The sequence below is a fragment of the Bordetella ansorpii genome (genome assembly GCF_900078705.1).
Lineage (GTDB): Bacteria > Pseudomonadota > Gammaproteobacteria > Burkholderiales > Burkholderiaceae_B > Bordetella > Bordetella ansorpii_A.
Window position 1 is genome coordinate 13745 of sequence record NZ_FKIF01000009.1, and the last position, 25238, is coordinate 38982.

Consider the following 25238-nt stretch of genomic DNA (forward strand, 5'->3'; position numbering starts at 1 on the left):
TCAGTTCCTCCGTGCCACGCCATCCGTGCGCTCGATCCGCACCATGGCGCCCTTGTCGCCGCCCAGGCGCAGCTCTGCCGCGCCAAAGAGGCGATCCACGATGTAGTACGGCGAGCGGAAGCGGTAGTTCACCAGTTGCCCGTCGCCTTCCGGCCCTATCACGAACAGCGGCGGCAGCTCGCCTTGCGCGATGCCAGCGGGGAACTGGATATAGACCTTCTGCCCGTCGTCGAAGGCGCGCAACGGCTTCCACGGCGGATTGCTGCCGCTGATTGCGTAGCGGAAGCGCAGGTTCTCTAGCGCCAGCCCGGCATCGACCGGCGCGGCGGCATTGGCCGCCTGCGCTTGGCGCTGTAGCGCCAGCATCCGGTCGCGCGGGTACTCCCAGGACACCGACGCCATCCACGTCTTTTCCGTCGAAGCCAGCTCCAGCAGGTACGTCCTGCGGCTGGTGGTGATGACGAGATTGGTCTTGAGGCCTGAGCGAATCGGCTTGACCAGCACGTTCACGCGCAGATCGGCACCGCTGCCGCTGGACGTGTCGCCCACGATCCAGCGCACGGTATCGCCAGCGGCCACCGTCACCAGTTCCTCGCCCGGCTGGAGCGAAACCACGGTCACGCGGCCCACGGCCGCATAGACCTGATAGAGCGCCCCGTCCGTGAAGGGCCAAACCTGAATCGCATTGACGTAGCCCTCGCGCGTGGGGGCTACGCGGGCCTCGGCATTGGCGCGCGAGACGCGCACCTTCTCGTCAGCCGGCTCCGGCGCAGGTTTGGCGTCCTCAGCTTCGGGCAACGGCTTCAACTGCGCCGGCATCGGTAGAACCTCGGGCACGGCCACCACCTCCACCGGCGCGGGCGGCTCCGGCAGCGGCTGGGCCTGCACCGGCTCATCGAGCGAGATGGTCGGCGGTGGCTTGCCCTGCGAGGCGCAGCCCACGAGGGCAAGCAGGATCACCGGCAAAGCGGATTTACGGAAAAGATCATTCATGGCTTGGCTCCTTCGGAAGAATCCAGTTCGCGGCTCCACGACAGGCCGTTGACGTAGATGCCCAGGGGGTTCTTGCGCAGGCGTTCTTCGGTGCGCGGCGGCTGGAGCACGATGGACACCACGGCCGTCCACCGCTCCAGGCCCGCCGCGGCGCCGTTGACGTAGCGGCGTTCCGTCCAGCGCACGTTGAAAGACGTGTCGCTGGCGCGCACGACGCTGGTGATCTGCACCGTCACCGACTCCTTGCCGATGCGCGCGAACGGGTCGTTGACTCGCGCGTAGTCGTTGAGCACGGCCGCGCCCTTGTCGGTCGTGTAATCGTAGGCGTCCAGCCAGTTCTGGCGGACGACGATGGGGTCGATGGACAGCGAGCGCACCAGCGTCACGAAGCGCGCGATGTGGTGCGCCGTCTGTGCATCGTTGGGCCGGTACGGCGTGGCGGCTTCGCCCACGGCGCGCACCTGGCCCGCGTTGTCCACCTCCACGACGTAGGGCGTCACGAAGGACTGCGCCGAGCGCCACACCAGGCCGCCGGCCATCAACAGCGCGAGCGTCAGACAGCCGAAGGCCATCAGGCGCCAGTTCTTCGCCTGCACGCGCGGCGAGCCGATACGGTCGTCCCACACCTGGCCGGCAGCTTGGTACGGCGTGGCAGGCTGCGGCGTGTCGGCATAGCGCACCTGCGGTTTTCTGAATCGCATGGTCAGTTCTCCTTGTGAATCGCTTTACTCGTCGGAGCCGCGCAGGCTCGGGCCTTGCCCCGAGCCGCCACCGTCACCGCCGCGCAGCGTGTGCGCGGCGGTGGTCGCGGCGTGGGTGAGTTGCTGGCGGCGATGCAGCCGCTTGGCCCAGGCGGGTTGTTCCGGCTTCTGTGCAGCGGCGTCGCCTGCGGGGGCTTCTCCTGCGGAGGCTTGGCCGGCTGACGCGCCAGCGTCGGCCATCGAGCCATTCCAGCCAGCACGGAACGGAGCGGCCATCCGCTGCCCGGCAGCGGAAGCACGGGATGCAGCCGCGTATCCGGCGGCCTGCGCGCCGGTCTTGGCGACGTTGCCCAGGCCCGCCATCGCGCCCTTTGCGCCGCCGCCAGCGGCGGCGGAACCGGCCTGGAACGCCGACTTCGCACTGCCGGCCGCCGTCGTGGCGGCGCGCGCACCGCTTCCGGCCAGCTTGGCGGCAGCCGGGGCCATGCGCGCGCCAGCAGCCACGGCGCCACCCACGCCCGTCGCGGCGGCGCCGATGGCGACAGCCGTGCCGGCAGCGCCGACAGCAGCACCGGCCATTGCGCCAGCGCCGAGCTGCGGCGCACCGGACACGAGGCCCGTGGCGACGCCGGGGCCGAAGATCCCCAGCGCCAGCAAGGTGAGCGAGGCCAGCATGATGACCAGCGCGTGGTCGATGGACGGTTCGGCGGGATGGACTTGAAACTGCGCGAACAGGCCCGAGCCGATGCCCACGATCACGGCCAGCACCAGTACCTTGACGCCGGACGACACCACGTTGCCCAGCACCTTCTCGGCGAGGAAGCTGGTCTTGTTCCACAGCGCGAACGGCACCAACACGAAGCCCGCGAGTGTGGTCAGCTTGAACTCGATCAGCGTGATGAAAAGCTGGATCGCCAGCACGAAGAAGCACAGGACCACGACCAACCAAGCGAGGAACATCACCACGATGGGATCGAGGTTCACGAACACCTCGGGAAACCCGGCCATCTCGCCGATCTGTTCCAGAATTGGCGCCCCGGCGTCGATGCCGGTCTTGGCCAGCCGGCCCGGCTGGAGGAAGTTCTCCATCGTGATGGCCGAGCCGGTGGCGGTGATGCCCAACCCGGCGAACGAGCGGAACACGATGCTGGCCAGCCAGTTGAAGTTGTTGAGGATATAGGCGAAGGCACCGACGTAGAGCACCTTGCGCAGCAGCTTGGCGATCACGTCCTCGCCCTGGCCGGTGGCATGGCTCATGGCCCAATACAGGCCGGCGATCGTCATGTCGATGACGATCAGCGTGGCCGTGAGGAACGCCACTTCGCCCCGCAGCAGTCCGAAACCCGAGTCGATGTAGGTGGCGAAGGTGTTGAGGAACTGGTCGATGATGGTCACGTCATTCATGGCGTGTCCTCCGGTTCGACGGGAACGGCCGGCGCCATGCCATCGGCCGATTCCTCGAAGCTCGGCGGGATCGGCGGCAGGTCGGGCAGCGTCAGGTATTCATCAGGCCCGGCCTGGCCAGAAAAGAAGCGCCGCCGGAAGGCTTCGGTAGCGGCGCGGCAGGCGTCCTCGCCCGTAGCCTGTCGGTCGGCCGCGCATTGCGCGCGCAATGCCTTGAGCCGCACGGGATCGGCGGCCAAGGCATCGGCAAGATTGTCGGCCGGCTGCTCGCTGCAAGCGGCCAGCAGCACAGCACACAGGACGAGGACACATCGCATGGCGGCCTCCCGTCAGTCGCGGTAGAAGTTCACGGTCTGCGGCGTGTACGGCGTGCCTTCGCCCAGGAAGCGCCGCCGCACTTCGCGGGCACGTTCCGTGGCCGCCGCCTGTCGCGCCAGCTCCAGCGAGGCGGCCCGGTCTTGTGTGATCTGGAGCCGTTGCGCCTGTATCGATTGCTTGGCCTGCAAGGCGAGCAACTGATTCATGGCCTGCATGGCCTGCAATGCACCGTGGGCCGACTGGCTCTTGCTCACAAGGTCGGCCAGCACGCTTTCGTCTTCGCCCAGGTTCTGCGACACCTGCGCCTGCATCTGCATGGTGGTCTGCAAGCCGTTGAGCGTGTTCCGCCAACGCTCCTGCGCGTCGCGGTACATCTGGTCGCCGCTGACGGTGGCGGCGTACTGCTCGGGATACAGGCGCGCGAACTCCCGATCGAGGTTCGTCACGTCGTAGGCCAAGCCGCGAGCCTGAGCGATCAGCCGCTCGGTCGTCGCCAGATTGGCGCGCAACTGGTTCACCACGCTGGACGGCAGGCTGGCGAGGTTGCGCGCCTGGTTCATCAGCATCTGCGCTTCGTTCTGAAGCTGCTGGATCTGGTTGTTGATCTGCTCCAGCGTGCGAATCGCGGTCAGCGTGTTCTGCACGAAGTTGGACGGATCGAACACCGTGATGGCAGATGCCGGTTGTACGGCCAGCAGCGATACCGACAGCGCGGCGGCGAGAGAAATGGAAAGCGCACGGATCTTCATAGCTGGTTCTCCAATAGGTGGTCAGCGGTACGGAGGGAACCCGGCGCGAGGCCGGGGAACGAGGGCAGCAGATCGGCCGCCCAATCGAGGCCGCAATGGCGCAGCCAGCCGCCTGCGAAGCCGGGCGTGCCGGCGTCCAGCAGCACGCGGTCCATGTCGCGCTGGTCTTGCGGCGTGGAAGCGCCCGCAAAGGCCAGCGTCGCCGGCCCCAGGTCGAGGTCGAATAGGCGGTTGCCGAAGCGGGATTGGTAGTAGTAGTCGCGCTTGGGCTGCGCGGTGGCGACGATTTCGATCTGCCGTGAGTTCAGGCCGAAGCCCTCGTAGATCGTACGAATCTGCGGCTCGGTCGCCTGCGGGTTCGGCAGGAAGATGCGGCTTGCGCAGCTCTCGATGATCGCGGGTGCGATGCTCGAATCCTTGATGTCCGCCAGCGATTGCGTGGCGAAGATGACACTGACGTTCTTTTTCCTGAGCGTCTTGAGCCATTGCCGGATACGCGCGGCAAACACCGGGTCATCGAGGAACAGCCACGCTTCATCGAGGATCAGCAGCGTGGGCGCACCGTCGAAGCGTTCATCGAAGCGCGCAAAGAGGTAATGCAGCACGGCCATGACGGCGGCCTTGTTGTGCATCAGTTCCTCCATCTCGAAGCACTGCACGTCGGCCATGCCTAGCCGGTCATGGTCGGCGTCCAGCAGCTTGCCGTGGGCACCGCCGAGCACATAGGGCGACAGCGCCTGACGCAGCGTGTTCGATTGCAGCAGCACGGAAAGCCCCGTCATCGTGCGCTGCTCCAACGGCGCACCGGCGAGGCTTCCCAGCGCCGACCAGATAGCCGCTTTCTCGTCGGGACCGACCGCCACGCCTTCATGCAGCAAGCGGCCTTCGATCCATTCGGCCGCCCAGGTGCGGTAGCCCTCGCGGTCGATGTGTGCCAAGGGCTGGAAGGCGATTTCGCCGTCCGTCCCGAGGTCGTAGTGCTCGCCGCCCAGCCCGAGAACCGTGGCGCGCATCGAGCGGCCCATGTCGAACGCGAAGATGCGCGAGCCGCGATAGCGGCGGAACTGCATTGCCAGCGTGGCGAGCAAAACCGACTTGCCCATGCCGGTCGGCCCCGCGACCAGCGTGTGGCCCACGTCGCCGATGTGAGTGACCAAGCGAAAAGGCGTGGCGCCATCGGTGCGCGTGACGATCAGCGGCGGGCCGTCCAGGTGCTCGTCCTTTTCCGGCCCGGCCCATACCGCCGACACCGGCATCATGTGAGCCAGGTTCAGCGTCGAGACGATGGGCTGCCGCACGTTGGCGTAGGCGTTGCCCGGAATGGACGACAGCCACGCATCCACGGCGTTGAGCGTTTCCGGGATGGTGATGAAGCCGCGTCCCTGAATGACGCGCTCAACCATGCGCAGCTTCTCGTCGGCCACGGCCGGGTCGGCATCGAGCACCGTCACCGTCGCGGTGAGGTAGCCGAAGGCGACTTGATCGCTGCCCAGCTCCTGCAAGGCCGCGTCTGCATCCGCCGCCTTGTTGCTGGCGTCGGTATCCACCAGCGGGCTTTCTTGCTGGAAGATCGTTTCGCGCAGCAGCGCGATGACGTTCTTGCGCTTGGCGAACCACTGGCGGCGCAGGCGCCCCAACTCCCGTTCCGCCTCGGCTTTGTCGAGGCACAGGAAGCGCGTGCTCCAGCGGTAGGCAAAGCCGAGGCGGTTGAGGTCGTCCAGAATCCCCGGCCAGGTCGAGGTCGGGAAGCCCCGCACCGACACCACGCGCAGGTGCTGGTCGCCCAGCATCGGTGCCAGGCCACCGACCAGCGCGGAATCGGTCAGCAGCGCGTCGATGTGGAACGGCACTTCGGGCACGCCGACGCGATAGCGCCGCGTCGAGATGGTGGCGTGTAGGTAGGTCAGCGTCTGGCTGTCATCGAGCCAGGTGATTTCCGGCATCACGCCATCGAGCAGGTCAAAGACGCGATCCGTCTCCGCGACGAAGGCTTGCAGGCGCTCGCGCCAGTCCACGCCATTCGTCGGCGTGTTCTCGTAGAGCATCTTGGCGGCACGGGCGCGCGATTCCTCGGGCGGCAGGTACACCAGCGTCAGGTGATAGCCGCTCTCGAAGTGGTTGCCCGAGTCCTCGAAGGTGGCGCGGCGTTCCTCGTCCACCAGCCACGACAGTGGCTCGGGAAACTCCGAGTGCGGATAGTCGGCGGCGGGTCGGCGCTCTGCTTCAATGAACAGCGCCCAGCCCGAACCCATGCGGCGCAGGGCGTTGTTCAGGCGTGCCGACGTGGCGATCAACTCGCCTTGCGTCGCGCTGTCGAGGTCAGGCCCGCGAAACCGGGCCGTGCGCTGGAAACTGCCGTCCTTGTTCAAGACGACGCCCGGCGCAACCAATCCAGCCCACGGCAGCCAGTCGGCGAGCAATGCGGGTCGCTGGCGGTATTCGGCAAGGTTCAGCATGGCGGCGTCCCCTCACACGTCCAGCAGCGGGCGGTGCTTGATGTGCCGGGCGAACACGGCCATGAACTGCGGATCGACGCGCGCGCCCCATACCGCCAGCGAATGGCCGACGATCCAGAGCACGACGCCAGGAATCCACAGTTGCAGGCCTAGCCCGACGGCGGCGGCCAGCGTGCCGTTGGCGATTGCCACGGTGCGCGGCGCACCGCCCAGCAGGATCGGCTCGGTCAGCGAGCGATGCAGCGGCACCTCGAACCCAGCCGCGAAGGTATCCGGGCCGCTCATACGACGGCCCCGCCGGAGAAGCTGAAGAACGACAGGAAGAAGCTCGAAGCCGCGAACGCGATGGACAGGCCGAACACGATCTGGATCAGCTTGCGGAAACCACCCGACGTGTCGCCGAAGGCCAGCGCGAGGCCGGTTGCGATGATGATGATGACCGCGACGATGCGCGCCACCGGCCCCTGGATGGATTCGAGGATGGATTGCAGCGGGCCTTCCCACGGCATCGAGGAACCGGCGGCCTGCGCGGTGCCGGCCAGGAACAGCAGCAGCGCGGCCAGCAGCAGCCCTTGCCCAGCAGGGCGGGCCAGGCTACGCAGCCGTGCAAGGCGCAAAGCCGGATTTACGGAAACACGGAAAGCAGAAATGGTCATCTGCGTCATGGCAGTTCTCCAGGTTGGTCAGGGGACGGGGAAGTCGCCGCAGCGGATGCGGCATCGGGGATCGGCAGTAGCTCGGGAAACGACGTTTCCAGCGCGTCCGCCAGTTGGTAGCCCACGCCGTCGAAGCCGACGACGCGGGCGATGCTCTCGATGCGGCGCTTGCGCCCGCGCCCGACGATGTGGATCACCACGTTGACCGCCTCGGCGATCAGCGCACGGGGCGGATTCACGGCCACTTCGAGAATCAGTTGTTCCAGGCGCAGCAGCGCGCCCAGCGCGGAGCCGGCATGGATCGTGGCGATGCCGCCGGGGTGGCCCGTGCCCCACACCTTGATGAGATCCAGCGCCTCGGCGCCGCGCACCTCGCCGACGACGACGCGATCCGGCCGCAGGCGCATGGACGAGCGCACCAGTTCCGTCATGGACACCACGCCTGCGCGCGTGCGCAGTGGAACGTGGTCGCGCGCCGCGCATTGCAGTTCCACCGTGTCTTCGAGCACCAGTACGCGGTCGCCGGTGGCGGCGATCTCGGCCAGCAGTGCATTGGCCAAGGTCGTCTTGCCGCTGCTGGTAGCGCCGGCGATCAGCACGTTCTGACGCTCGCGCACGGCGCGAACGAGAAAGCCCGCTTGGGCGCTGGTCATCATCCCGTCGATGACGTACCGCTCCAGCGGAATCACGCCGATGGCGCGCTTGCGCAGCGCGAAGGCCGGCCCCGGTGCAGCAGGCGGCAAGATGCCCTCGAAGCGTTCGCCCGTCTCGGGCAGCTCCGCCGACAAGAGCGGCTGGCCGCGATGGACTTCCGCGCCGACATGGGCCGCGACCAGGCGGATGATTCGCTCGCCATCAGCCTCGGGCATCTCAACGCCCATCGGCGCGCGGCCCGACGACAGGCGATCCACCCAAAGGGTGCGATCCGGGTTGAGCATGATTTCCACCACGTCGGGGTCTTCGAGCGCAGCGGCGATCAGCGGCCCCATTGCCGTGCGCAGCATCTGGATGCGGCGGTCGAGCGACGTGGCACTCATGGACTGCGGAACGGCGCTCATGACGCACGCTCCTGCGCTTGCGCGGCTGCCGCCGCGTCCTCCATCTGCATCGGGTCGGCATGCAGTTCCTCCACCACGTCGCGCACCAGGCTGCGGCCCCGCAGCAGGTTGCGGCCAAGCTGCTCGGTGAACTGCTCGAAGCGCGCCTTGCCCTGGGCGCGCGCCGCCTCCTGATGGGCCTCCGGCACCGGCGTGCTGACGGTCAGGTAGTAGCGGATGAACAGTGCCAGCGTCTCGATGGCGATGTTCTGGTCGCGCTCCATGCGCTCGGCCTGACGCGACAGGCGATCAAGCCGCTTGGCGATGGCCGCCTCGCGCTGGTCGGCGGCATCGGGCGACAGCCACGATGCGAGCGCCGCCGCGACGATGGACGACTTGGACACGCCTTTCTTGGCGGCCAGCTCGTCCAGGCGCTTGGCGTGCTCCGGCTGGATAAAGAGATTCAGGCGGTAGTGGCTCATAGCTCGATTCCGTCGTTGGGGTCGAGGGAAGCCAGCCGGGCCGTGCGCTGCATGGCCGGATTAAGCTGGCGAGGAAGGGGAAGCGGCAGGTCGTCGTCGTCATCGAGCAGGTCGAGGTCGGCGGTGCTCGCGGCCAGCTCGGGGGCGTAGGCGACGGTTTCGGAGAGTTCGGGTTGACGGCGTGGGCCACCGTCGTCGGTCGAAGCGCCGAAGCCTTCGGCGGCATCGGCCGCAGGCGCGGCGGGTACAGCAGGAATCGCCAGGCCGCTCCAGTCGTCCGGGCGCACCGGCGGCGCGTCGGCGTATCGGCCGTCCGCCAGCACAGGAGGCGGCAGCACGCGCCGCTTGAAATTGGCGTCCGCGTAGTAGCGCAGCTTCTTCGCCTTGATCGGCGCCACGCTCGACACCATCACCACCGCCACGTCAGGCGGAAGCTGCATGACTTCGCCGGGCGTCAGCAGCGGGCGCGCGGTTTCCTGACGCGACACCATGAGGTGGCCCAGCCACGGAGCCAGCCGGTGGCCTGCGTAATTGCGCTGGGCGCGCAGTTCGGTCGCAGTGCCCAACGTCTCGGAAATGCGCTTGGCGGTGCGCTCGTCATTCGTCGCAAACGTCACGCGCACATGGCAGTTGTCCAGAATCGAATGGTTCTGGCCGTAGGCTTTGTCGATCTGGTTGAGCGACTGCGCGATGAGGAAGCTGCGGATGCCATAGCCCGCCATGAAGGCTAGGGCCGTCTCGAAGAAGTCCAGACGCCCCAGCGCTGGGAACTCATCGAGCATCAGCAGCAGCTTGTGGCGGCGTGCGATGCCGTCGGAGCCATCGAGCGACTCGGTGAGGCGCCGGCCGATCTGGTTGAGGATCAGGCGGATGAGCGGCTTTGTCCGCGAAATGTCCGAAGGCGGCACCACCAGATATAGCGATACCGGATGCTCGGCCGCGATCAGATCGGCGATGCGCCAGTCGCAACGCGAGGTGACTTCGGCCACCGTGGGATCGCGGTACAGGCCGAGGAACGACATGGCAGTGCTCAACACGCCGGAACGCTCGTTGTCCGACTTGTTGAGCACTTCGCGCGCCGCCGATGCGACGACCGGATGCGGCCCATCGCCGAGGTGCGGCGTGGTCATCATCCGATGCAAGGTCAGCTCGAACGGGCTGGCCGGATCGGAGAGGAAGTTGGCGACGCCGCGCAGCGTCTTGTCTTCGCCCGCGTAGAGGACATGCAAGATGGCCCCGACCAGCAGCGCGTGGCTGGTCTTCTCCCAATGGTTGCGCTTCTCCAGCGCACCTTCGGGATCAACCAGAATGTCCGCGATGTTCTGCACATCGCGCACCTCATGCGCGCCGCGCCGCACCTCCAGCAGCGGGTTGTAGGCCGCCGACTTCGCATCGGTCGGGTTGAACAGCAGGCAATGCGAGAAGCGCGAGCGCCAGCCCGCAGTGATCTGCCAGTTCTCGCCTTTGATGTCGTGGATGACGGCGGATGCAGGCCAGGACAGCAGCGTCGGCACCACGAGGCCGACGCCCTTGCCCGAGCGCGTAGGCGCGAAGGTCAGGACGTGTTCCGGGCCTTCATGCCGCAGGTACTGGCGGTCGTGCTGGCCGAGGAAGACGCCGGCTGGATGCGTGAGGCCCGCCATGCGAATGTCCTGCGCGTTAGCCCAACGCGCCGAGCCGTAGGTGGTGACGAGGCGAGCTTGGCGCGAGCGCCAGACCGACATGGCGATGGCAACGCCCACGGCGACCATGCCACTGGCGCCGGCGATGGCGCCGCCGGTGTCGAATACTTCCGGCGCATAGGCGCCGAAGAAGAACCACCACTCAAACAGCTTCCACGGGTGGTAGATCGGCGTGCCAAGAAGATCGAACCAGGGAGAGCCAAGGCGTACTTGATAGCCAAGGGCCGCTGCTGTCCATTGTGTGGCGCCCCACACGCCGGCGATCACGATGCCGAACACCACGGCGATCTGACCGAACAGCACGTTCGTCCCTTGCATGACCTGGCCTCCGATTTCTCCTGCGCTGATTCCTCATGGAAATCGCGGCACAGGAACGTGCCGCATGCGTCAGGATCGGTGCCGGGTCAGTGCCGGTCAAAGACCGTTTTCAGCAGAATGGTCGAGCAAAAAGAAAGAATTAGTGTGACGGCGAGCCGAAGAAAAGCGCCGCAAGCGAAGGCGCATCGCGGCGTGTCGGACAAGAATATGAAGCCGATGCGGCGCGTCACCGACGATCAGAACTTGGGCGATTGTTTCGGTGGCGTGTACGGAGTATCACGGTCGCCATAGAACCGTTTGCGCGTGGCTTCGGCGACCCGATCGCATATCGTATCGCCCAACTTGGGGCGGTCGGTCTTGCATTGCAGACGCAGTTCTTTGAGGTGCTCTGGGTTAGCCGCCAGTTCTTCTACTGTCGGAATCCTTGCCTTTGAATTGGTGGCGTTCAGAGGTGTCTCGGACTGACCGCAGGCGGTCAAGGCAGCCACCAGCAAGAACGGAATGATCTTCTTCATGGCATCAGTTCCTCCGGGTGATCGGGATTGCGGCCTCGTGCGGGTCTGGGAGTTTCTGGCAGATCGATGGCCTTTACGCGCTCAATGAACCGCGCCAGTTCATCGGACGGATCACTGTCAAGACGAAGCAAATAGGTCGTCAGCGGTGGCACGCGTGACGCCAAAGGTCGTGCCACCACACCTGATTCACGACTGGCGGCAATGTGAGCTGCACCCGCCAACCCAAGTGCGAAGCCCGCTGACACCAACGCCATCATCAAATCGCTTGTGGCAACTCGCTCCGCGACCAGCGGCTCCATGTCCACTCGGCGAAGCACCCGCTCAACATGCTTCGCGAGGCCTTCACAGACTTGCGGATCGCACAGTACCAATGGGTAGCGCAGTAACTCATCCAAGGGGATGCGCTTGTGGATCAGCAGCGGATGCCGGGCGGGCACCGCCACCATCAACGCATCGCTCCAGGCGGGCAAAGCGACGATGCCGTCGCCCACTTCATCGGATTGGGCAAATCCCACGTCGTACAGGTCATCATGCAGCCCTTTGATCTGCTGCGACAGCGGCACCTCGAAGAAGCGAATTTCGACCTCGGGCTCCTCTTGTCGGCATAGCGCCAGCAAGGCCGGTAAGCGCGAAGGCGTGATGCCATCCGACAAGGCCACACGCAATTGCCCGTGGAAACCATTGGCGACCGCTTTCACGCTGTCACGCGCCTGCTGCAAGGCAGTAAAGATGCGTGGCACGTGTTCCAGGAAGAGCTGGCCCGCGCGGGTGAGGCGGGTACTGCGGGTGGTGCGTTCGAATAATTGCACACCCAAGTCCTCCTCCAATTCCTTGATGGCCCGCGACAATGGCGACTGCTCGATATGTAGCCGCTCGGCGGCGCGCGCGAAGTGGAGTTCTTCCGCGACAGCGATGAAGCATCGAAGGTGGCGCAACTCCACTGTGCCCTTCCTATTCAAGCCGCCGTATAACCGCCATCTACCACCATGGCGCTGCCGCACATGAAGCTGGCACCTTCGGACAGCAGGAAGCAAGCTGCGTGGGCGATCTCCTCGGGCCGGCCCAGGCGCCCGATGGCGTGCAGCCCCTTCAGCGCTGCCAGTGTGGCCTCGTCGAGCGCCTTGAGCAGCGGAGTTTCGATATAGCCCGGATGGAGCGAGTTGATGCGGACGCCCTGTGCCGAATAGGCCAACGCCGCCGAGCGCGTGAGACCTGTCACCCCGTGCTTGGCCGCGACGTAGGCCGGTGCGTCCGCGCTGCCGACTAATCCCAGGACCGACGACATGTTGACGATGGCGCCGCCGCCGGCGGCCAGGATGGCCGGGATCTGCGCGCGCATGGCATGCTGCACACCCGAGAGGTTGGTATCGATGACACGTTGCCATTCCTCGGCCGCCAGTTCGCCTGCAGGCTTGAGTTCTCCGGCAATGCCAGCGTTGTTGAAAGCCAGGTGCAGAGAACCGAAATGCTTGAGTGCGCACTGCACCGCCGCACCGGCGTCCTCGGGTTTGGCCGCATTGCCCTCGTGTGCCACGGCGCGGCCGCCGGCGGCGATGATGGCCTGTGTCACACGTCGGGCGGCCTCGAAGTCGATGTCGGAGGCAACCACCTGCACACCATTTATGGCGAGCAGGTGTGCCGTTGCCTCGCCGATACCCGAGCCGGCGCCACTGACCAGCGCGCTGTCACCTTTGAAGATGTATTTCATAGTGAATCGTCCTCCTTCGGGATTTGATTGATTCATAGTTCGGACGGTGACTCTCCGCGCTCAACTAGCACGAGTGCGATGGCACAGCACGCCAGAGCGCGTCGCAAAGATGCGCCGCCGCAGTGCGTACCGGCGCCATGGTTTTGAAATGGGCGACGAGGCGCTCGACACCGCTTTGAGCACCTGCGCGAGCGCCTCCACGGGCTGTTGATTCATGTGATCTCTTTTCTGCGCGACTGGCGCACCAGCATCACGGGAACAGGTGCGATACGCGCCACCTGTTCCGCATCGCTTCCCAGCAGCAGCCGGTCCACCCCACGGCGTCCATGGGTGCCCAGGATGACCAGGTCGCAATCGTTCTCCTTGGCCTGCCGGGCAATTTGCTCTGATACCCGCTCTGCAGTGCTTTCAAGCAGTACTGTCTCTGTTGCAATTCCGTCCTGACGCAGCCGGTTTGCGGCCTCGTCCAACAAGGCATGCCCGGCTGCCAGGAAGTGAGGGCGGACGTCCTCGATGTAGACCTTGGGGCGCTCGAAACCCGTGCTGTGCCGGGTCGGCTCGATGACATGCAGCAGGACCACGGTGGCGCCGTTCAGGCGTGCCATGTCCGCCGCATGATCGAGGGCCAGAAGGGATGTGGGACTGCCATCAAGCGGCACCAGAAATCGTGAATACATGGAACTCCTCCAAGAGCTGCGGATTGCCGCGTCGGAAGTCAGCCGCTCGCGCAGTGGGCTCAAGACATGTGCTGACCGCCGTTCATCGCCACGTTGCTGCCGGTCATGAAGGCGGCGGCTTCGCTGGCGATGAAGGCGACAAGAGCTGCAATCTCGGCCGGCTGGCCGAGACGGCCAACCGGAATCGCATCGATGATCTTCTGGCGCATGTCCTCTCGCACCGCCATCACCATCTCGGTGGCCAGATAGCCCGGCGAGACGGTGTTGACCGTCACGCCCTTGCGCGCCACCTCCTGTGCGAGCGCCTTGGTGAATCCATGTACCCCGGCCTTGGCCGCCGAATAATTGGTCTGCCCGAACTGGCCCTTGCTGCCGTTGATCGAAGAGATGTTGACGATGCGGCCCCAGCCGCGCTCGGCCATCGGGTCGATGAACGGCTTGGTGACGTTGAACATGGAGTCCAGGTTGGTGCGCAGTACGGCATCCCAACCGGCCTTGTCGAGCTTGCGCAGCGTTGCATCGCGGGTGATGCCGGCGTTGTTCACCAGGATGTCGATCCGATGACCGTCGGCGTGGATGCGCCGCGCCAGTTCCTGCGTTGATTCGTAGTCCGATACATCCACCCCGTAGGCGGCAAATGAGTAGCCCTGTGTCGCTTGCGCTTGCTGCCACTGGCCAATCGTGGTGTTGCCGGGGGTATGCGTGACGATCACGCGGTGGCCGGCATCGTGCAGGGCACGGGCGATCGCAGCGCCCAACCCCCGGTTGCCTCCCGTCACGAGCGCCGTCCGTTGCGTCGTATTCATTGCCGTCCCCTCATTTCTTGGTCTTGCCCTGGGGTACGGCGCTTGGGGCGGTCCAGGGCTGCGCCAAGCGCTGGCAAAGCTGCGTGAAAGAGGCTGCGTCGCCACTGGCGCCGAATGCCTCGGAGACAGATTCCTGCCAAGTCGTGAGCGCTTGGCGCAGACCATTGGCAAAGGCCGCCTGGCTTTGGGCTGCTACTTGCCCGACCGCTTGGGCATCGCCCATGCGGCCTTGGCACAGGCGCCAGAACACCTCGGACGGCAAGGTCGCGAGCGCCTGCCAGTCGGCTGCCTGTTGGAGGCCCTGGATGCGCGAGGTGGTCTCCAGCACGCCGCCAGCGCTGAGCTGTTGCATGGCTTAACAGAACCGACAGGGGCTCTGTCAATTTGATGACGACGGCAGGGAAACGGTGACCGTGATAAAGCGATTTCGTTTTCTTCACCACTTCATTCTACCGCTGCCTCGCCATCAAATTGACAGAGCCTTGCTGGGGTGTGCATTTCAGAAATTTCTGATCTAAGCGACCTGCGCCCCTTTCCTAGTTCGCGAATTTTATGACAGCACCCCAGAGATTTTTCGATGTGCGATTGCACAATGAGCTTGACCTCGTTCGCTGGCACCTCCGTAGATACCCTGTGTTGTATCGATTCTGTGTGACGGTTGTGCTGACCTGCGTCCTTCGGTTTGTGCCTGGCAGAAGGCGGCGCCCAAACGCAGGAAGCATCTGGCCGTTTAACGCAGGATGCTTGGGCCGAATTGCGACAGATGACGATCCCGCAGCAGCTCACCTGTAAATGCATTGCTGCAAAGCAGCAATAAAGGCTCATTTCTGCCGATGGCACGCGACTTGCTTTGAGATATCAAAACACAGAATCGGAGACACAGGCGATGCACAAGCAAGCAGCCCTTGAGGCGGAACCCAGGTTCGATCCGAACCTCAGGTTTGTCAGCGTTACCGCCATCAACACACAGGGATTCGTCCAGTTCGAATTTTCAGTCGGCACCCCCGAGCTCTGTGTCGAGCTCATGCTGCCTATTGCTGCGTTCGAAGAATTTTGCCTCGCGCAGAAGGTGACGCGATTGGATGCCTTCGGCGAGATTGTGCGGCATTGATTTTCTTGTGAGCAGCGCCGAGCAGCCTGATGAAGCGCGCCTAGTCTGATCGCATCCCATCCCGGTTCACAACCACAGGAGCAGTTAATGACCATCGATTTGAAGACGCGGGAAATCAAACCACTGCGTCACACCTACACGCACGTGGCTCAATACATCGGAGCCGATAAAGCCGCTTCGCGCTATCAGGAAGGCACTGTAGGTGCTCAACCGGCAGCGAATTTTCATTACCGGCCCACGTGGGATCCCGAGCATGAACTGTTCGACACGTCGCGCACCGCGATCCAAATGAAGGACTGGTATGCGCTGAAAGACCCGCGTCAGTTCTACTACGCGTCGTGGACGATGACCCGAGCGCGGCAGCAAGACGCGATGGAATCCAACTTCGAGTTTGTCGAGTCGCGCGGCATGATCGATCTCGTTTCCGATGAGGTTCGACAACAGGCGCTTTCCGTTCTCGTGCCTTTGCGCCACGCGGCCTGGGGCGCGAACATGAACAACTCCCAGATCTGTGCCTTGGGTTATGGCACGACCTTCACTGCGCCGGCTATGTTCCACGCAATGGACAATCTGGGTGTAGCGCAGTATCTCACACGACTGGCGCTGGTAATGTCCGGGCCCGATCTTCTTGACGAAGCCAAGCAAGCCTGGATGACGAGTCCCGATTGGCAACCGTTGCGTCGTTATGTGGAAAACACTCTGGTGCTGCAAGACCCGGTGGAACTGTTCGTCGCCCAAAATCTGGCGCTCGACGGTCTTCTTTATCCCATGATCTACGGCGCTTTCGTCGACGATTACATCGCACTCAACGGTGGTAGCGCAGTGGCAATGCTAACCACTTTCATGCCCGCGTGGCATGACGAATCCAGTCGCTGGGTCGATGCGGTAGTGAAGACCATGGCGACGGAATCGGAGGATAACAAAGCGCTGCTCATTCACTGGTTGCGTACCTGGGAAGATCAGGCGGCGTCAGCGTTGTTGCCTGTCGCTGAAATGGCTTTGGCGGAAAACGGCCACGACGCCTTGGAAGAAGTAAGGCAGCGACTTCGTGCCCGCGTTGCGAAGGCCGGGATTGTTCTGTAACCGCTAATTTATATTCCTGACCGTCATAGAGGAATGTTCATGTCTAACGTATTTATCGCGTTTCAGGCTAACGAGGAGTCTCGATCGGTGGTGGAGGCGATTCTCGCTGATAACCCTAATGCGGTCGCCACAGAGTCGCCTGGCATGGTGAAGATCGATGCGCCCGGGCATCTCACAATAAACCGTCGAAGCATCGAAGACAGGATCGGCATGAAGTTCGATCTCCAGCAAATCCACATCAACCTAATCACCTTGTCCGGATATATCGACGAGGATGACGAACAGTTCACGCTGAGCTGGAAACACTGAACACGGCAAAGAGGAAATTGAAATGGACACTTCTGTGCAGAAGAAGAAACTCGGTTTAAAGGATCGCTACGCAGCGATGACCCGCGGTCTTGGCTGGCAGACCAGCTACCAGCCGATGGAAAAAGTGTTTCCGTACGACAAGTACGAAAGCATAAAGATCCACGATTGGGATAAATGGGAAGACCCCTTCCGCCTGACCATGGACGCCTACTGGAAATATCAGGGCGAGAAGGAAAAAAAGCTTTACGCCGTCATCGACGCTTTCGCGCAGAACAACGGGCAGTTGAGCATTTCCGACGCGCGCTATGTCAACGCACTCAAGGTGTTTATCCAGGGTGTGACACCGCTGGAGTATATGGCACACCGAGGTTTTGCCCACGTTGGTCGGCATTTTACGGGTGAAGGGGCGCGTGTTGCTTGCCAGATGCAGTCCATCGACGAGCTGCGTCACTTCCAGACCGAAATGCATGCTCTCTCGCACTACAACAAGTATTTTAACGGCCTGCACAACTCCATCCATTGGTACGACCGGGTCTGGTATTTGTCGGTGCCCAAGTCATTTTTTGAAGACGCGGCCACCGGTGGACCGTTCGAGTTTCTTACCGCGGTGAGCTTTTCGTTCGAATATGTGTTGACCAACCTGCTGTTTGTCCCCTTCATGTCGGGTGCTGCTTACAACGGGGACATGTCGACGGTCACCTTCGGTTTTTCGGCGCAAAGTGACGAATCGCGCCACATGACACTCGGCATCGAATGCATCAAGTTCATGCTGGAACAGGATCCGGACAACGTGCCCATCGTGCAGCGCTGGATCGACAAGTGGTTCTGGCGCGGCTATCGGCTGTTGAGCATCGTGGCCATGATGCAGGACTACATGCTGCCCAACCGGGTGATGAGCTGGCGCGAGAGCTGGGAGATGTACGTCGAGCAGAACGGCGGCGCGCTGTTCAAGGATCTGGCGCGTTACGGCATCCGCAAGCCCAAGGGCTGGGACCAGGCTTGCGAAGGCAAGGACCACATCAGCCATCAGACCTTCGCCGTGTTCTATAACTATAACGCCGCGGCCCCCATCCACACCTGGGTTCCCACAGAAGAAGAAATGGGGTGGCTGTCGGAGAAGTACCCCGAGACGTTCGACAAGTATTACCGTCCGCGTTGGGACTACTGGCGCGAGCAGGCCGCCAAGGGCAACCGTTTCTACAACAAGACGCTGCCGATGCTCTGCACTACCTGCCAGATTCCGATGATATTCACCGAGCCTGGCGACGCAACCAAGATCTGCTATCGCGAGTCGGACTACCTCGGCGACAAGTATCACTTCTGCAGCGACCACTGCAAGGAGATTTTTGACAACGAACCCGAGAAGTTCGTGCAGTCATGGCTTCCGCCGCAGCAAGTGTATCAAGGAAACTGTTTCAAGCCGGATGCCGATCCGACCAAGGAAGGTTTCGATCCCTTGATGGCCTTGCTCGACTACTACAACCTGAATGTAGGCCGGGACAACTTCGATTTCGAGGGGTCGGAAGACCAAAAGAACTTTGCTGCCTGGCGTGGAGAGGTCTTGCAAGGAGAAGCCAAATGAGCGTTGTTGCCCTCAAACCCTACAAGTTCCCGGCACGAGACGCGCGCGAAAACTTTCCGGCGCCGTTGCTGTTTATCGGCTGGGAAGACCATCTGTTGTTTGCGGCACCTGTTGCCTTGCCCCTGCCGTCGGACACGTTGTTCGGTGCGCTGTGCACCCAGGTGTTGCCCGGCACTTATGGCTATCACCCCGATTTCTCAAAAATCGACTGGAGCCAGGTGCAGTGGTTTAAGTCCGGCCAGCCGTGGCATCCCGACCCAGCGAAGTCGCTGGCTGAAAACGGTCTGACGCACAAAGACGTGATCCGCTTTCGCACGCCTGGCTTGAACGGTCTGAGCGGTTCCTGCAATTGAGATTGCGTCATGGCAGCGCAATCACACTGCAGCCGAAGTTACAGGCCGCGGTGTGATTGGCCTCCGGCGATTTGAACAATGACCTACCAACTCAACATTCAGCCCCTGGGTGCCACCATTGAGGTGGAGGAAGGGCAAACTATACTCGACGCGGCCTTGCGCCAAGGCATTTACATTCCGCACGCGTGTGGTCACGGGCTATGTGGAACCTGCAAGGTGCAGGTGTGTGACGGAGAAGTCGATCTCGGCGATGCGAATCTCTTCGCGCTGATGGACTTCGAGCGCGAGGAGCGCAAGGCGTTGGCCTGCTGTGCCACCTTGCTCGATGACACGACCATCGAGGCCGACATCGAGGAAGACCCGGACGCCGAAGTCATCCCGGTCGAGGATTTCAATGCCGAGGTGACACGCATCGAGCAACTCACACCGACGATCAAAGCCGTCTTCCTGAGACTCGATCAACCGATTCATTTTCAGGCGGGTCAGTACGTGCAACTTGAAATTCCCGAGTTGCGCCAGACACGGGCGTTTTCCATCGCCAATTCACCTGCGGACGTCGCAGCAACGGGAGAGATCGAGCTCAATATTCGCCGGGTTCCGGGAGGACAGGGCACGGGTTACATCCATGAACAACTGGCGGTGGGGAACATTCTGCACGTGACGGGTCCCTATGGCCGGTTTTTCGTGCGCAGGTCAGCCGACCAGCCCATGGTTTTCATGGCAGGTGGTTCAGGCCTGTCGAGCCCTCGGTCGATGATTCTCGACTTGTTGCAAAGCGGATGGAGCAAGCCTATCACTCTGGTCTATGGCCAGCGCAATGAGGCAGAACTGTATTACGACGACGAGTTCCGCGAGCTCAGCCAGCGGTATTCGAACTTCAGCTACGTGCCGGCGCTATCGGAAAAAGCAGAAGGTGCGACGCATCCCTTGGCGCAGGGTTTCGTTCACGAGGTCGCCAAGGCTCATTTCCAGAACAACTTTTCCGGCCACCAAGCCTATTTGTGCGGGCCGCCGGCGATGATCGACGCCTGCGTCACGACCCTGATCCAGGGCCGGTTGTTCGAACGCGACATCTATTTTGAGAAGTTCATTTCCGCAGCCGACGCCCAACAAGTACGCAGTCCGCTTTTCAAGAGGGTGTGATCGTGACTACTCAGGACGGGAAGGTCTACGTGACCGTCAAGCAGACCGGCGAGCGTTTCAGCTGCGCTCTCGGTGAGTCTCTGCTTGCCGGCATGGCACGCCTTGGGCGTCGCGGCATACCAGTTGGTTGCCTTAGCGGCGGGTGCGGGGTGTGTAAGGTCGCAGTGTGCAGAGGCAGCGTGCGCAAAACAGGAGCAATGAGCCGTGCGCACATTTCCGAGGCGGAAGAAGCGCAAGGTGTGGTGCTGGCGTGCCGGGTGGCGCCCACTGATGATGTAGAACTGGAGGTGGTCGGCAAGATGCAAAAGCCCTTTTTCAAAGGGTTGAGCTTTCAGGTAGCCCAAGATTCAACGAAATAAGCCGAAGGAGATAGACCATGGGTGTGATGCGAATCGGCCATGCCAGTCTGAAAGTGATGGACATGGCGTTGGCAATCAAGCACTACGAAAACGTCCTGGGAATGAAAAGGACGATGGAGGACGAACATGGAAACGTGTACCTCAAGTGCTGGGACGAATGGGACAAGTACTCCGTTATTCTGACGCCGTCCGATCAAGCAGGGCTCAACCATGTCGCCTACAAGGTTGAGCACGACGCCGACCTAGACGCGCTGCAAAAGCGTATCGAAGCCTATGGCTTCAAGACACAAATGCTCCCCGAAGGTACCCTTCCTTCGACCGGTCGTATGCTGCAGTTCAACCTGCCGAGCGGACATGAGATGCGTCTGTTTGCGACGAAGGAATATGTGGGCACCGGAGTCGGAACGACCAATCCTGACCCGTGGCCCGATGACGTCAAGGGGGCAGGCGCCCATTGGCTGGATCACTGCCTATTGATGTGTGAACTCAATCCGGAGACGGGCGTGAATCGGGTGGCGGAAAATACCCGGTTCATGAAGGAATGCCTGGACTTTTATCTGGCTGAGCAAGTTATGGTAGGTCCGGATAGTAGCATTCAGGCTGCAACGTGGATGTTCCGCACGTCCACGCCGCACGACATCGCTTTCGTAGGTGGGCCTCGCAATGGCTTGCACCACATTGCCTTCTTCCTCGACTCGTGGCATGACGTACTGAAATCGGCTGACGTCATGGCCAAGAACAAGGTCAAGATCGACGTGGCGCCGACTCGCCATGGGATTACCCGCGGGGAGACGATCTATTTCTTCGATCCAAGTGGGAATCGCAACGAGACCTTTGCCGGCCTGGGCTACCTCGCTCAACCTGATCGGCCTGTGACGACCTGGACGGAAGAGCATCTCGGCAGCGGCATCTTCTATCACACCGGTGAGTTGGTCCAGTCATTCACCGAGGTTTACACCTGACTGCCACGCAGGAGATAGCACATGACTCAGGCTGACTCACTTCATAGCGTCGAGGCGCGGCTGATCAACTGGCCTGCGGCTAACCGCGTCGTCGAGGCAGCTGCGCTGCACGCGCAGCGCCTCGGCGTATGCGTGAACATCGCGGTGGTCGATGTGGCGGGGAATCTTGCCGCGTTTCTGCGCATGCCTGGAGCGCCGTTGCACTCCATCGAGATCGCCATCGACAAGGCATACACGGCAGCCAGTTTCGGCTTACCGACCAGTCGGTGGAGTGAGGCCTTGCTGAGTCATTCCGAAGCGGTCCGCCAAGGCATCGTGCGAAGGCCCCGCTTCATCGCCTTCGGCGGTGGTTTGCCGATTGTTGAAAGTGGCCATCGCATCGGGGGTATTGGCGTGTCTGGCGGTACCGAAGAGCAGGACGAGCACTGTGCGCAAGCCGGATTGAGCCTGCTAGGTCTAACTCAAACCTGAATCTTTCCGGAAAGTCGACTGCCGCCGCGACCACATTTGCCTAACAAGGAAGTTTACTGAAACATCATGCTGATTACCGATCCCCAAGCGACCGCGAGCACTGGAAACCAGTCCGGCGCTCGTGCTAAAGAAATCCACAACTTCATCAACGGCGAATATGTGCCGGGTCAGCGTTGGTTCGAGAAGCGCTCGCCGTTGAACAACGCGGTCATTGCCAAGGTGGCCGAAGCCGGCCGTGCCGAAGTCGACGCGGCGGTGGCTGCGGCGCAGGCCGCGCTCAAGGGAGCGTGGGGGCGCATGAGCTTGGCCCAGCGCGTGGAAGTGCTGTACGCGGTGGCCGACGGCATCAACCGTCGTTTTGACGACTTCCTGGCCGCTGAGGTAGAGGACACGGGCAAGCCTATGAGCCTGGCGCGGCATGTGGACATTCCGCGTGGGGCGGCCAATTTCAAGATCTTCGCCGACGTGGTGAAGAACGTGCCCACTGAGTTTTTTGAAATGCCTACACCGGATGGTGTCGGGGCGATCAACTACGCCATGCGTCGACCGGTCGGGGTGGTCGGGGTGATCTGTCCATGGAACCTGCCACTGCTGCTGATGACCTGGAAAGTCGGCCCAGCGCTGGCCTGTGGCAACACCGTTGTGGTCAAGCCCTCCGAAGAGACGCCGCAGACCGCTGCATTGCTGGGCGAGGTGATGAACGCGGCGGGCGTGCCGCGAGGGGTCTACAACGTCGTGCACGGCTTCGGCCCCAACTCCACCGGCGAATTCCTCACCACCCACCGCGGCATCAACGCCATCACCTTCACCGGTGAAACCCGCACGGGTGCGGCCATCATGAAGGCCGCGGCTGACGGTGCGCGCCCCGTGAGTCTGGAGATGGGCGGCAAGAACGCTGCCATCGTGTTTGCCGACTGCGACTTCGACGCCGCCATTGAAGGCACGCTGCGCTCGTGCTTCGCCAACTGTGGCCAGGTCTGCCTGGGTACCGAGCGGGTATATGTCGAGCGCCCCATCTTTGATCGTTTTGTCTCCGCGCTCAAAAAAGGCGCTGAAGGCATGCAGCTCGGCCGCCCGGAAGATCCGGCCACCGGCATGGGCCCGTTGATTTCGCAAGAGCATCGTGACAAGGTGCTGTCGTATTACAAGAAGGCGGTTGAAGCGGGCGCGACGGTGGTGGCGGGCGGCGGTGTACCCGATATGCCGGACGCGCTCAAAGGCGGCGCGTGGGTACAGCCCACCATCTGGACGGGCTTGGGCGACGACTCGGTAATTGCCCGCGAGGAGATCTTCGGCCCTTGCGCGCTGGTCATGCCATTCGACAGCGAAGAAGAGGTGATCCGCCGTGCCAACGATAACGACTACGGCCTGGCCACGGCGATCTGGACCACCAATCTGTCGCGTGCGCACCGCGTGGCGGGGGCCATCGAGGTCGGCATTGCGTGGGTGAACTCCTGGTTCCTGCGCGATTTGCGCACGCCGTTCGGCGGGGCCAAGCAGTCGGGTATCGGGCGCGAGGGCGGAGTCCACTCGCTGGAGTTCTACACGGAACTCAAAAACGTTTGCATCAAACTGTGATCATGGACAAAACTCAAATCACCCAGCTTGGCGACGCCCTGTATCAGGCACTGACCACGCGAACCGTGCTCGATCCGCTGACCGAGCGCCACCCCGATATGACGATCGAGGACGCCTATCACATTCAGCAGCGCATGATCGAGCGTCGTGTGCAGGCTGGTGAAACCATCATCGGCAAGAAGATCGGCGTCACGTCGGCGGCCGTGATGAACATGCTTGGCGTGTATCAGCCGGATTTCGGCTACATGCTCGACGGCATGATCTACAACGAAGGGCAGTCGATCGAGATCGGCACGCTGATTCAGCCCAAGGCCGAAGGCGAGATCGCGTTCATCCTCAAGAAAGACCTGATGGGGCCGGGGGTGACCAACGTGGACGTGCTGGCGGCGACCGAATGCGTGATGCCGTGCTTTGAAATTGTCGATTCGCGCATCCGCGACTGGAAGATCAAGATTCAGGACACCGTGGCGGACAACGCCTCCTGTGGCGTATTCGTGCTGGGTGATCACGCGGTCGATCCACGCAAGCTCGACCTGACGCTGTGCGGCATGGTGATGGAGCGTAATGGCGAGATTATCGCCACGGGCTGCGGCGCGGCGGCACTGGGCTCACCGGTCAACGCCGTGGCCTGGCTTGCCAACACGCTGGGGCGTCTGGGCATTGCACTCAAGGCGGGCGAGGTGATCTTGTCCGGCGCGCTGGCGGCGATGTTCCCGGCCAAGGCGGGCGACAGCTTCCGCGTCAGTATTGGTGGTCTGGGCGGTTGTTCGGTCCGGTTTCACTGAACGCGCCTGGCCAGGCACCACGCCCGGCCGTTGTCGGATGCCGTGCGTAAAAGTCATTTTTATAGGAAGGACAAGGTCATGAAAAAGATCAAATGTGCGCTGATCGGACCAGGCAATATCGGCACCGATCTGCTGGCCAAGCTCAAGCGCAGCTCGGTGCTGGAGCCGGTGTGGATGGTGGGCATCGACCCGGAATCGGAGGGGCTGAACCGAGCCCGTGAGCTCGGCATCAAAACCACGGCGGAAGGTGTCGACGGGCTGCTGCCGCATGTGCTGGCCGATGGTGTGCAGATCGCGTTTGATGCCACCAGTGCATATGTTCACGCGGAAAACGCGCGCAAGCTTAACGCGCTGGGCGTGATGATGATCGATCTGACGCCGGCGGCAATTGGCCCGTACTGCGTACCGCCGGTCAATTTGAAAGAGCACCTGGGCAAACGCGAGATGAATGTAAACATGGTCACCTGTGGCGGGCAGGCCACCATTCCGATGGTCGCTGCGGTCTCGCGCGTGCAGCCGGTCGCTTACGGAGAAATCGTCGCGACCGTATCGAGCCGATCGGTGGGGCCCGGCACGCGCAAAAACATTGACGAATTCACGCGGACCACGGCCGGCGCGGTGGAAAAGGTGGGGGGCGCGAGGAAGGGCAAAGCCATCATCATCATCAACCCGGCGGAGCCTCCGCTGATGATGCGCGACACGATTCATTGCCTGACCGAAACCGAGCCGGATCAGCAAAGGATTGCCGAGTCCATCCACGCCATGATCGAAGAGGTCCAGAAGTACGTGCCCGGTTACCGGCTGGTCAACGGCCCGGTGTTTGACGGCAAGCGTGTGACGGTCTTCATGGAGGTGGCGGGCCTGGGGGACTATCTGCCCACGTACGCCGGCAACCTGGACATCATGACCGCTGCCGCGGCCCGGACCGCCGAGATGTTTGCCGAAGAGATGATTGCCGGCAATCTCACGCTCGAACCGGTTGTCGCTTGAGCCGTCAAGG

The 25238-nt window shown here is 62.7% G+C and carries 29 protein-coding genes; 12 read left to right on the forward strand and 17 right to left on the reverse strand.

What is annotated here, in order from left to right; translation table 11 throughout:
• The 17 genes from trbG to A6745_RS22810 form a co-directional block, all read right to left on the reverse strand.
• Complete coding sequence (trbG, locus tag A6745_RS22730) at positions 1-993, reverse strand: P-type conjugative transfer protein TrbG (RefSeq protein ID WP_011516113.1); 993 nt, start codon at positions 991-993, stop codon at positions 1-3.
• Positions 990-1694 carry a conjugal transfer protein TrbF gene (gene trbF, locus A6745_RS22735; protein WP_011516112.1) on the reverse strand — a complete coding sequence of 235 codons (705 nt, stop codon included), beginning with the start codon at positions 1692-1694 and terminating at the stop codon, positions 990-992. The genes trbG and trbF overlap by 4 nt, the downstream gene beginning before the upstream one ends.
• A 24-nt stretch (positions 1695-1718) precedes the next feature.
• Positions 1719-3098, reverse strand: a complete 1380-nt coding sequence (gene trbL / locus A6745_RS22740; RefSeq protein WP_011516111.1) for a P-type conjugative transfer protein TrbL — start codon at positions 3096-3098, stop codon at positions 1719-1721.
• Positions 3095-3415: a hypothetical protein gene (locus A6745_RS22745; RefSeq protein ID WP_011516110.1), complete on the reverse strand. Its 321-nt coding sequence runs from the start codon at positions 3413-3415 to the stop codon at positions 3095-3097. Before A6745_RS22745 ends, trbL begins: the two co-directional genes overlap by 4 nt.
• 12 nt (positions 3416-3427) lie before the next feature.
• A complete protein-coding gene (gene trbJ / locus A6745_RS22750; protein WP_011516109.1) occupies positions 3428-4165 on the reverse strand; it encodes a P-type conjugative transfer protein TrbJ in 738 nt (245 codons plus the stop codon).
• Complete coding sequence (trbE, locus tag A6745_RS22755) at positions 4162-6621, reverse strand: conjugal transfer protein TrbE (protein ID WP_011516108.1); 2460 nt, start codon at positions 6619-6621, stop codon at positions 4162-4164. Before trbE ends, trbJ begins: the two co-directional genes overlap by 4 nt.
• Positions 6622-6633: 12 nt before the next feature.
• On the reverse strand, positions 6634-6906 hold the full coding sequence (locus A6745_RS22760) for a VirB3 family type IV secretion system protein (protein WP_003138984.1): 273 nt from the start codon (positions 6904-6906) through the stop codon (positions 6634-6636).
• Positions 6903-7286 (reverse strand): TrbC/VirB2 family protein, encoded by a 384-nt coding sequence (locus A6745_RS22765; RefSeq protein ID WP_011516107.1) that lies wholly within the window; start codon positions 7284-7286, stop codon positions 6903-6905. Before A6745_RS22765 ends, A6745_RS22760 begins: the two co-directional genes overlap by 4 nt.
• Positions 7283-8335, reverse strand: a complete 1053-nt coding sequence (gene trbB / locus A6745_RS22770; RefSeq protein WP_066132405.1) for a P-type conjugative transfer ATPase TrbB — start codon at positions 8333-8335, stop codon at positions 7283-7285. The genes A6745_RS22765 and trbB overlap by 4 nt, the downstream gene beginning before the upstream one ends.
• Positions 8332-8796 carry a ribbon-helix-helix protein, CopG family gene (locus A6745_RS22775; RefSeq protein ID WP_021159346.1) on the reverse strand — a complete coding sequence of 155 codons (465 nt, stop codon included), beginning with the start codon at positions 8794-8796 and terminating at the stop codon, positions 8332-8334. The genes trbB and A6745_RS22775 overlap by 4 nt, the downstream gene beginning before the upstream one ends.
• Entirely contained in the window at positions 8793-10796 is a 2004-nt protein-coding gene (locus A6745_RS22780) for a conjugal transfer protein TraG (RefSeq protein ID WP_021159345.1), read from the reverse strand. The genes A6745_RS22775 and A6745_RS22780 overlap by 4 nt, the downstream gene beginning before the upstream one ends.
• A 236-nt stretch (positions 10797-11032) precedes the next feature.
• On the reverse strand, positions 11033-11311 hold the full coding sequence (locus tag A6745_RS22785; RefSeq protein ID WP_011516102.1) for an EexN family lipoprotein: 279 nt from the start codon (positions 11309-11311) through the stop codon (positions 11033-11035).
• Complete coding sequence (locus A6745_RS22790) at positions 11308-12252, reverse strand: LysR family transcriptional regulator (RefSeq protein WP_021159343.1); 945 nt, start codon at positions 12250-12252, stop codon at positions 11308-11310. Before A6745_RS22790 ends, A6745_RS22785 begins: the two co-directional genes overlap by 4 nt.
• A gap of 14 nt (positions 12253-12266) precedes the next feature.
• A complete protein-coding gene (locus A6745_RS22795) occupies positions 12267-13019 on the reverse strand; it encodes an SDR family NAD(P)-dependent oxidoreductase (RefSeq protein ID WP_021159342.1) in 753 nt (250 codons plus the stop codon).
• A gap of 212 nt (positions 13020-13231) precedes the next feature.
• A complete protein-coding gene (locus A6745_RS22800) occupies positions 13232-13696 on the reverse strand; it encodes a universal stress protein (protein WP_011516099.1) in 465 nt (154 codons plus the stop codon).
• Between the two features lie 59 nt (positions 13697-13755).
• Positions 13756-14502 carry an acetoacetyl-CoA reductase gene (phbB, locus tag A6745_RS22805; protein ID WP_011516098.1) on the reverse strand — a complete coding sequence of 249 codons (747 nt, stop codon included), beginning with the start codon at positions 14500-14502 and terminating at the stop codon, positions 13756-13758.
• Positions 14503-14512: 10 nt separating this feature from the next.
• The gene (locus tag A6745_RS22810; RefSeq protein ID WP_035822233.1) at positions 14513-14854 is read right to left on the reverse strand and encodes a hypothetical protein; all 342 of its coding nucleotides are present in this window, start codon (positions 14852-14854) and stop codon (positions 14513-14515) included.
• A 534-nt stretch (positions 14855-15388) separates the two neighbouring features.
• Between A6745_RS22810 and A6745_RS22815 the strand changes: the two genes are divergently transcribed.
• The 12 genes from A6745_RS22815 (at position 15389) to A6745_RS22870 (ending at position 25228) form a co-directional block, all read left to right on the forward strand.
• A complete protein-coding gene (locus A6745_RS22815; protein WP_011516097.1) occupies positions 15389-15613 on the forward strand; it encodes a phenol hydroxylase subunit in 225 nt (74 codons plus the stop codon).
• Between the two features lie 87 nt (positions 15614-15700).
• Entirely contained in the window at positions 15701-16696 is a 996-nt protein-coding gene (locus A6745_RS22820) for an aromatic/alkene monooxygenase hydroxylase subunit beta (RefSeq protein ID WP_011516096.1), read from the forward strand.
• Positions 16697-16735: 39 nt separating this feature from the next.
• The gene (locus A6745_RS22825) at positions 16736-17005 is read left to right on the forward strand and encodes an MmoB/DmpM family protein (RefSeq protein ID WP_011516095.1); all 270 of its coding nucleotides are present in this window, start codon (positions 16736-16738) and stop codon (positions 17003-17005) included.
• Positions 17006-17027: 22 nt separating this feature from the next.
• A complete protein-coding gene (locus A6745_RS22830; protein WP_011516094.1) occupies positions 17028-18587 on the forward strand; it encodes an aromatic/alkene/methane monooxygenase hydroxylase/oxygenase subunit alpha in 1560 nt (519 codons plus the stop codon).
• Complete coding sequence (locus A6745_RS22835) at positions 18584-18940, forward strand: phenol hydroxylase subunit P4 (RefSeq protein ID WP_011516093.1); 357 nt, start codon at positions 18584-18586, stop codon at positions 18938-18940. Before A6745_RS22830 ends, A6745_RS22835 begins: the two co-directional genes overlap by 4 nt.
• A gap of 78 nt (positions 18941-19018) precedes the next feature.
• Positions 19019-20083, forward strand: coding sequence for an NADH:ubiquinone reductase (Na(+)-transporting) subunit F (locus tag A6745_RS22840; protein WP_011516092.1), 1065 nt, complete (start codon positions 19019-19021; stop codon positions 20081-20083).
• 2 nt (positions 20084-20085) lie between these two features.
• A complete protein-coding gene (locus tag A6745_RS22845) occupies positions 20086-20442 on the forward strand; it encodes a 2Fe-2S iron-sulfur cluster-binding protein (protein WP_011516091.1) in 357 nt (118 codons plus the stop codon).
• 17 nt (positions 20443-20459) lie between these two features.
• Positions 20460-21404, forward strand: coding sequence for a catechol 2,3-dioxygenase (locus A6745_RS22850; RefSeq protein WP_011516090.1), 945 nt, complete (start codon positions 20460-20462; stop codon positions 21402-21404).
• Between the two features lie 21 nt (positions 21405-21425).
• A complete protein-coding gene (locus A6745_RS22855) occupies positions 21426-21875 on the forward strand; it encodes a GlcG/HbpS family heme-binding protein (protein ID WP_011516089.1) in 450 nt (149 codons plus the stop codon).
• Between the two features lie 66 nt (positions 21876-21941).
• Positions 21942-23453, forward strand: a complete 1512-nt coding sequence (locus A6745_RS22860) for a 2-hydroxymuconic semialdehyde dehydrogenase (RefSeq protein WP_066132407.1) — start codon at positions 21942-21944, stop codon at positions 23451-23453.
• A gap of 2 nt (positions 23454-23455) precedes the next feature.
• On the forward strand, positions 23456-24238 hold the full coding sequence (dmpE, locus tag A6745_RS22865; protein WP_029310117.1) for a 2-oxopent-4-enoate hydratase: 783 nt from the start codon (positions 23456-23458) through the stop codon (positions 24236-24238).
• A gap of 78 nt (positions 24239-24316) precedes the next feature.
• The gene (locus tag A6745_RS22870) at positions 24317-25228 is read left to right on the forward strand and encodes an acetaldehyde dehydrogenase (acetylating) (protein ID WP_011516086.1); all 912 of its coding nucleotides are present in this window, start codon (positions 24317-24319) and stop codon (positions 25226-25228) included.
• The last annotated feature ends 10 nt before the right edge of the window (positions 25229-25238 follow it).

Excerpts from the sequence above, each read along its gene's own strand:
- trbG (WP_011516113.1), bottom strand. The coding sequence starts at position 993 with ATGAATGATCTTTTCCGTAAATCCGCTTTGCCGGTGATCCTGCTTGCC.
- A6745_RS22855 (WP_011516089.1), top strand. The coding sequence starts at position 21,426 with ATGACTCAGGCTGACTCACTTCATAGCGTCGAGGCGCGGCTGATCAAC.
- dmpE (WP_029310117.1), top strand. The coding sequence starts at position 23,456 with ATGGACAAAACTCAAATCACCCAGCTTGGCGACGCCCTGTATCAGGCA.
- A6745_RS22820 (WP_011516096.1), top strand. The coding sequence starts at position 15,701 with ATGACCATCGATTTGAAGACGCGGGAAATCAAACCACTGCGTCACACC.
- A6745_RS22870 (WP_011516086.1), top strand. The coding sequence starts at position 24,317 with ATGAAAAAGATCAAATGTGCGCTGATCGGACCAGGCAATATCGGCACC.
- A6745_RS22795 (WP_021159342.1), bottom strand. The coding sequence starts at position 13,019 with ATGAAATACATCTTCAAAGGTGACAGCGCGCTGGTCAGTGGCGCCGGC.
- A6745_RS22830 (WP_011516094.1), top strand. The coding sequence starts at position 17,028 with ATGGACACTTCTGTGCAGAAGAAGAAACTCGGTTTAAAGGATCGCTAC.
- A6745_RS22780 (WP_021159345.1), bottom strand. The coding sequence starts at position 10,796 with ATGCAAGGGACGAACGTGCTGTTCGGTCAGATCGCCGTGGTGTTCGGC.
- trbB (WP_066132405.1), bottom strand. The coding sequence starts at position 8,335 with ATGAGCGCCGTTCCGCAGTCCATGAGTGCCACGTCGCTCGACCGCCGC.
- A6745_RS22765 (WP_011516107.1), bottom strand. The coding sequence starts at position 7,286 with ATGACGCAGATGACCATTTCTGCTTTCCGTGTTTCCGTAAATCCGGCT.
- phbB (WP_011516098.1), bottom strand. The coding sequence starts at position 14,502 with ATGAATACGACGCAACGGACGGCGCTCGTGACGGGAGGCAACCGGGGG.
- trbJ (WP_011516109.1), bottom strand. The coding sequence starts at position 4,165 with ATGAAGATCCGTGCGCTTTCCATTTCTCTCGCCGCCGCGCTGTCGGTA.
- A6745_RS22825 (WP_011516095.1), top strand. The coding sequence starts at position 16,736 with ATGTCTAACGTATTTATCGCGTTTCAGGCTAACGAGGAGTCTCGATCG.
- A6745_RS22785 (WP_011516102.1), bottom strand. The coding sequence starts at position 11,311 with ATGAAGAAGATCATTCCGTTCTTGCTGGTGGCTGCCTTGACCGCCTGC.
- A6745_RS22840 (WP_011516092.1), top strand. The coding sequence starts at position 19,019 with ATGACCTACCAACTCAACATTCAGCCCCTGGGTGCCACCATTGAGGTG.
- A6745_RS22760 (WP_003138984.1), bottom strand. The coding sequence starts at position 6,906 with ATGAGCGGCCCGGATACCTTCGCGGCTGGGTTCGAGGTGCCGCTGCAT.
- A6745_RS22775 (WP_021159346.1), bottom strand. The coding sequence starts at position 8,796 with ATGAGCCACTACCGCCTGAATCTCTTTATCCAGCCGGAGCACGCCAAG.
- A6745_RS22850 (WP_011516090.1), top strand. The coding sequence starts at position 20,460 with ATGGGTGTGATGCGAATCGGCCATGCCAGTCTGAAAGTGATGGACATG.
- A6745_RS22745 (WP_011516110.1), bottom strand. The coding sequence starts at position 3,415 with ATGCGATGTGTCCTCGTCCTGTGTGCTGTGCTGCTGGCCGCTTGCAGC.
- A6745_RS22800 (WP_011516099.1), bottom strand. The coding sequence starts at position 13,696 with ATGTATTCACGATTTCTGGTGCCGCTTGATGGCAGTCCCACATCCCTT.
- trbE (WP_011516108.1), bottom strand. The coding sequence starts at position 6,621 with ATGCTGAACCTTGCCGAATACCGCCAGCGACCCGCATTGCTCGCCGAC.
- trbF (WP_011516112.1), bottom strand. The coding sequence starts at position 1,694 with ATGCGATTCAGAAAACCGCAGGTGCGCTATGCCGACACGCCGCAGCCT.
- A6745_RS22815 (WP_011516097.1), top strand. The coding sequence starts at position 15,389 with ATGCACAAGCAAGCAGCCCTTGAGGCGGAACCCAGGTTCGATCCGAAC.
- A6745_RS22860 (WP_066132407.1), top strand. The coding sequence starts at position 21,942 with ATGCTGATTACCGATCCCCAAGCGACCGCGAGCACTGGAAACCAGTCC.
- trbL (WP_011516111.1), bottom strand. The coding sequence starts at position 3,098 with ATGAATGACGTGACCATCATCGACCAGTTCCTCAACACCTTCGCCACC.
- A6745_RS22835 (WP_011516093.1), top strand. The coding sequence starts at position 18,584 with ATGAGCGTTGTTGCCCTCAAACCCTACAAGTTCCCGGCACGAGACGCG.
- A6745_RS22810 (WP_035822233.1), bottom strand. The coding sequence starts at position 14,854 with ATGCAACAGCTCAGCGCTGGCGGCGTGCTGGAGACCACCTCGCGCATC.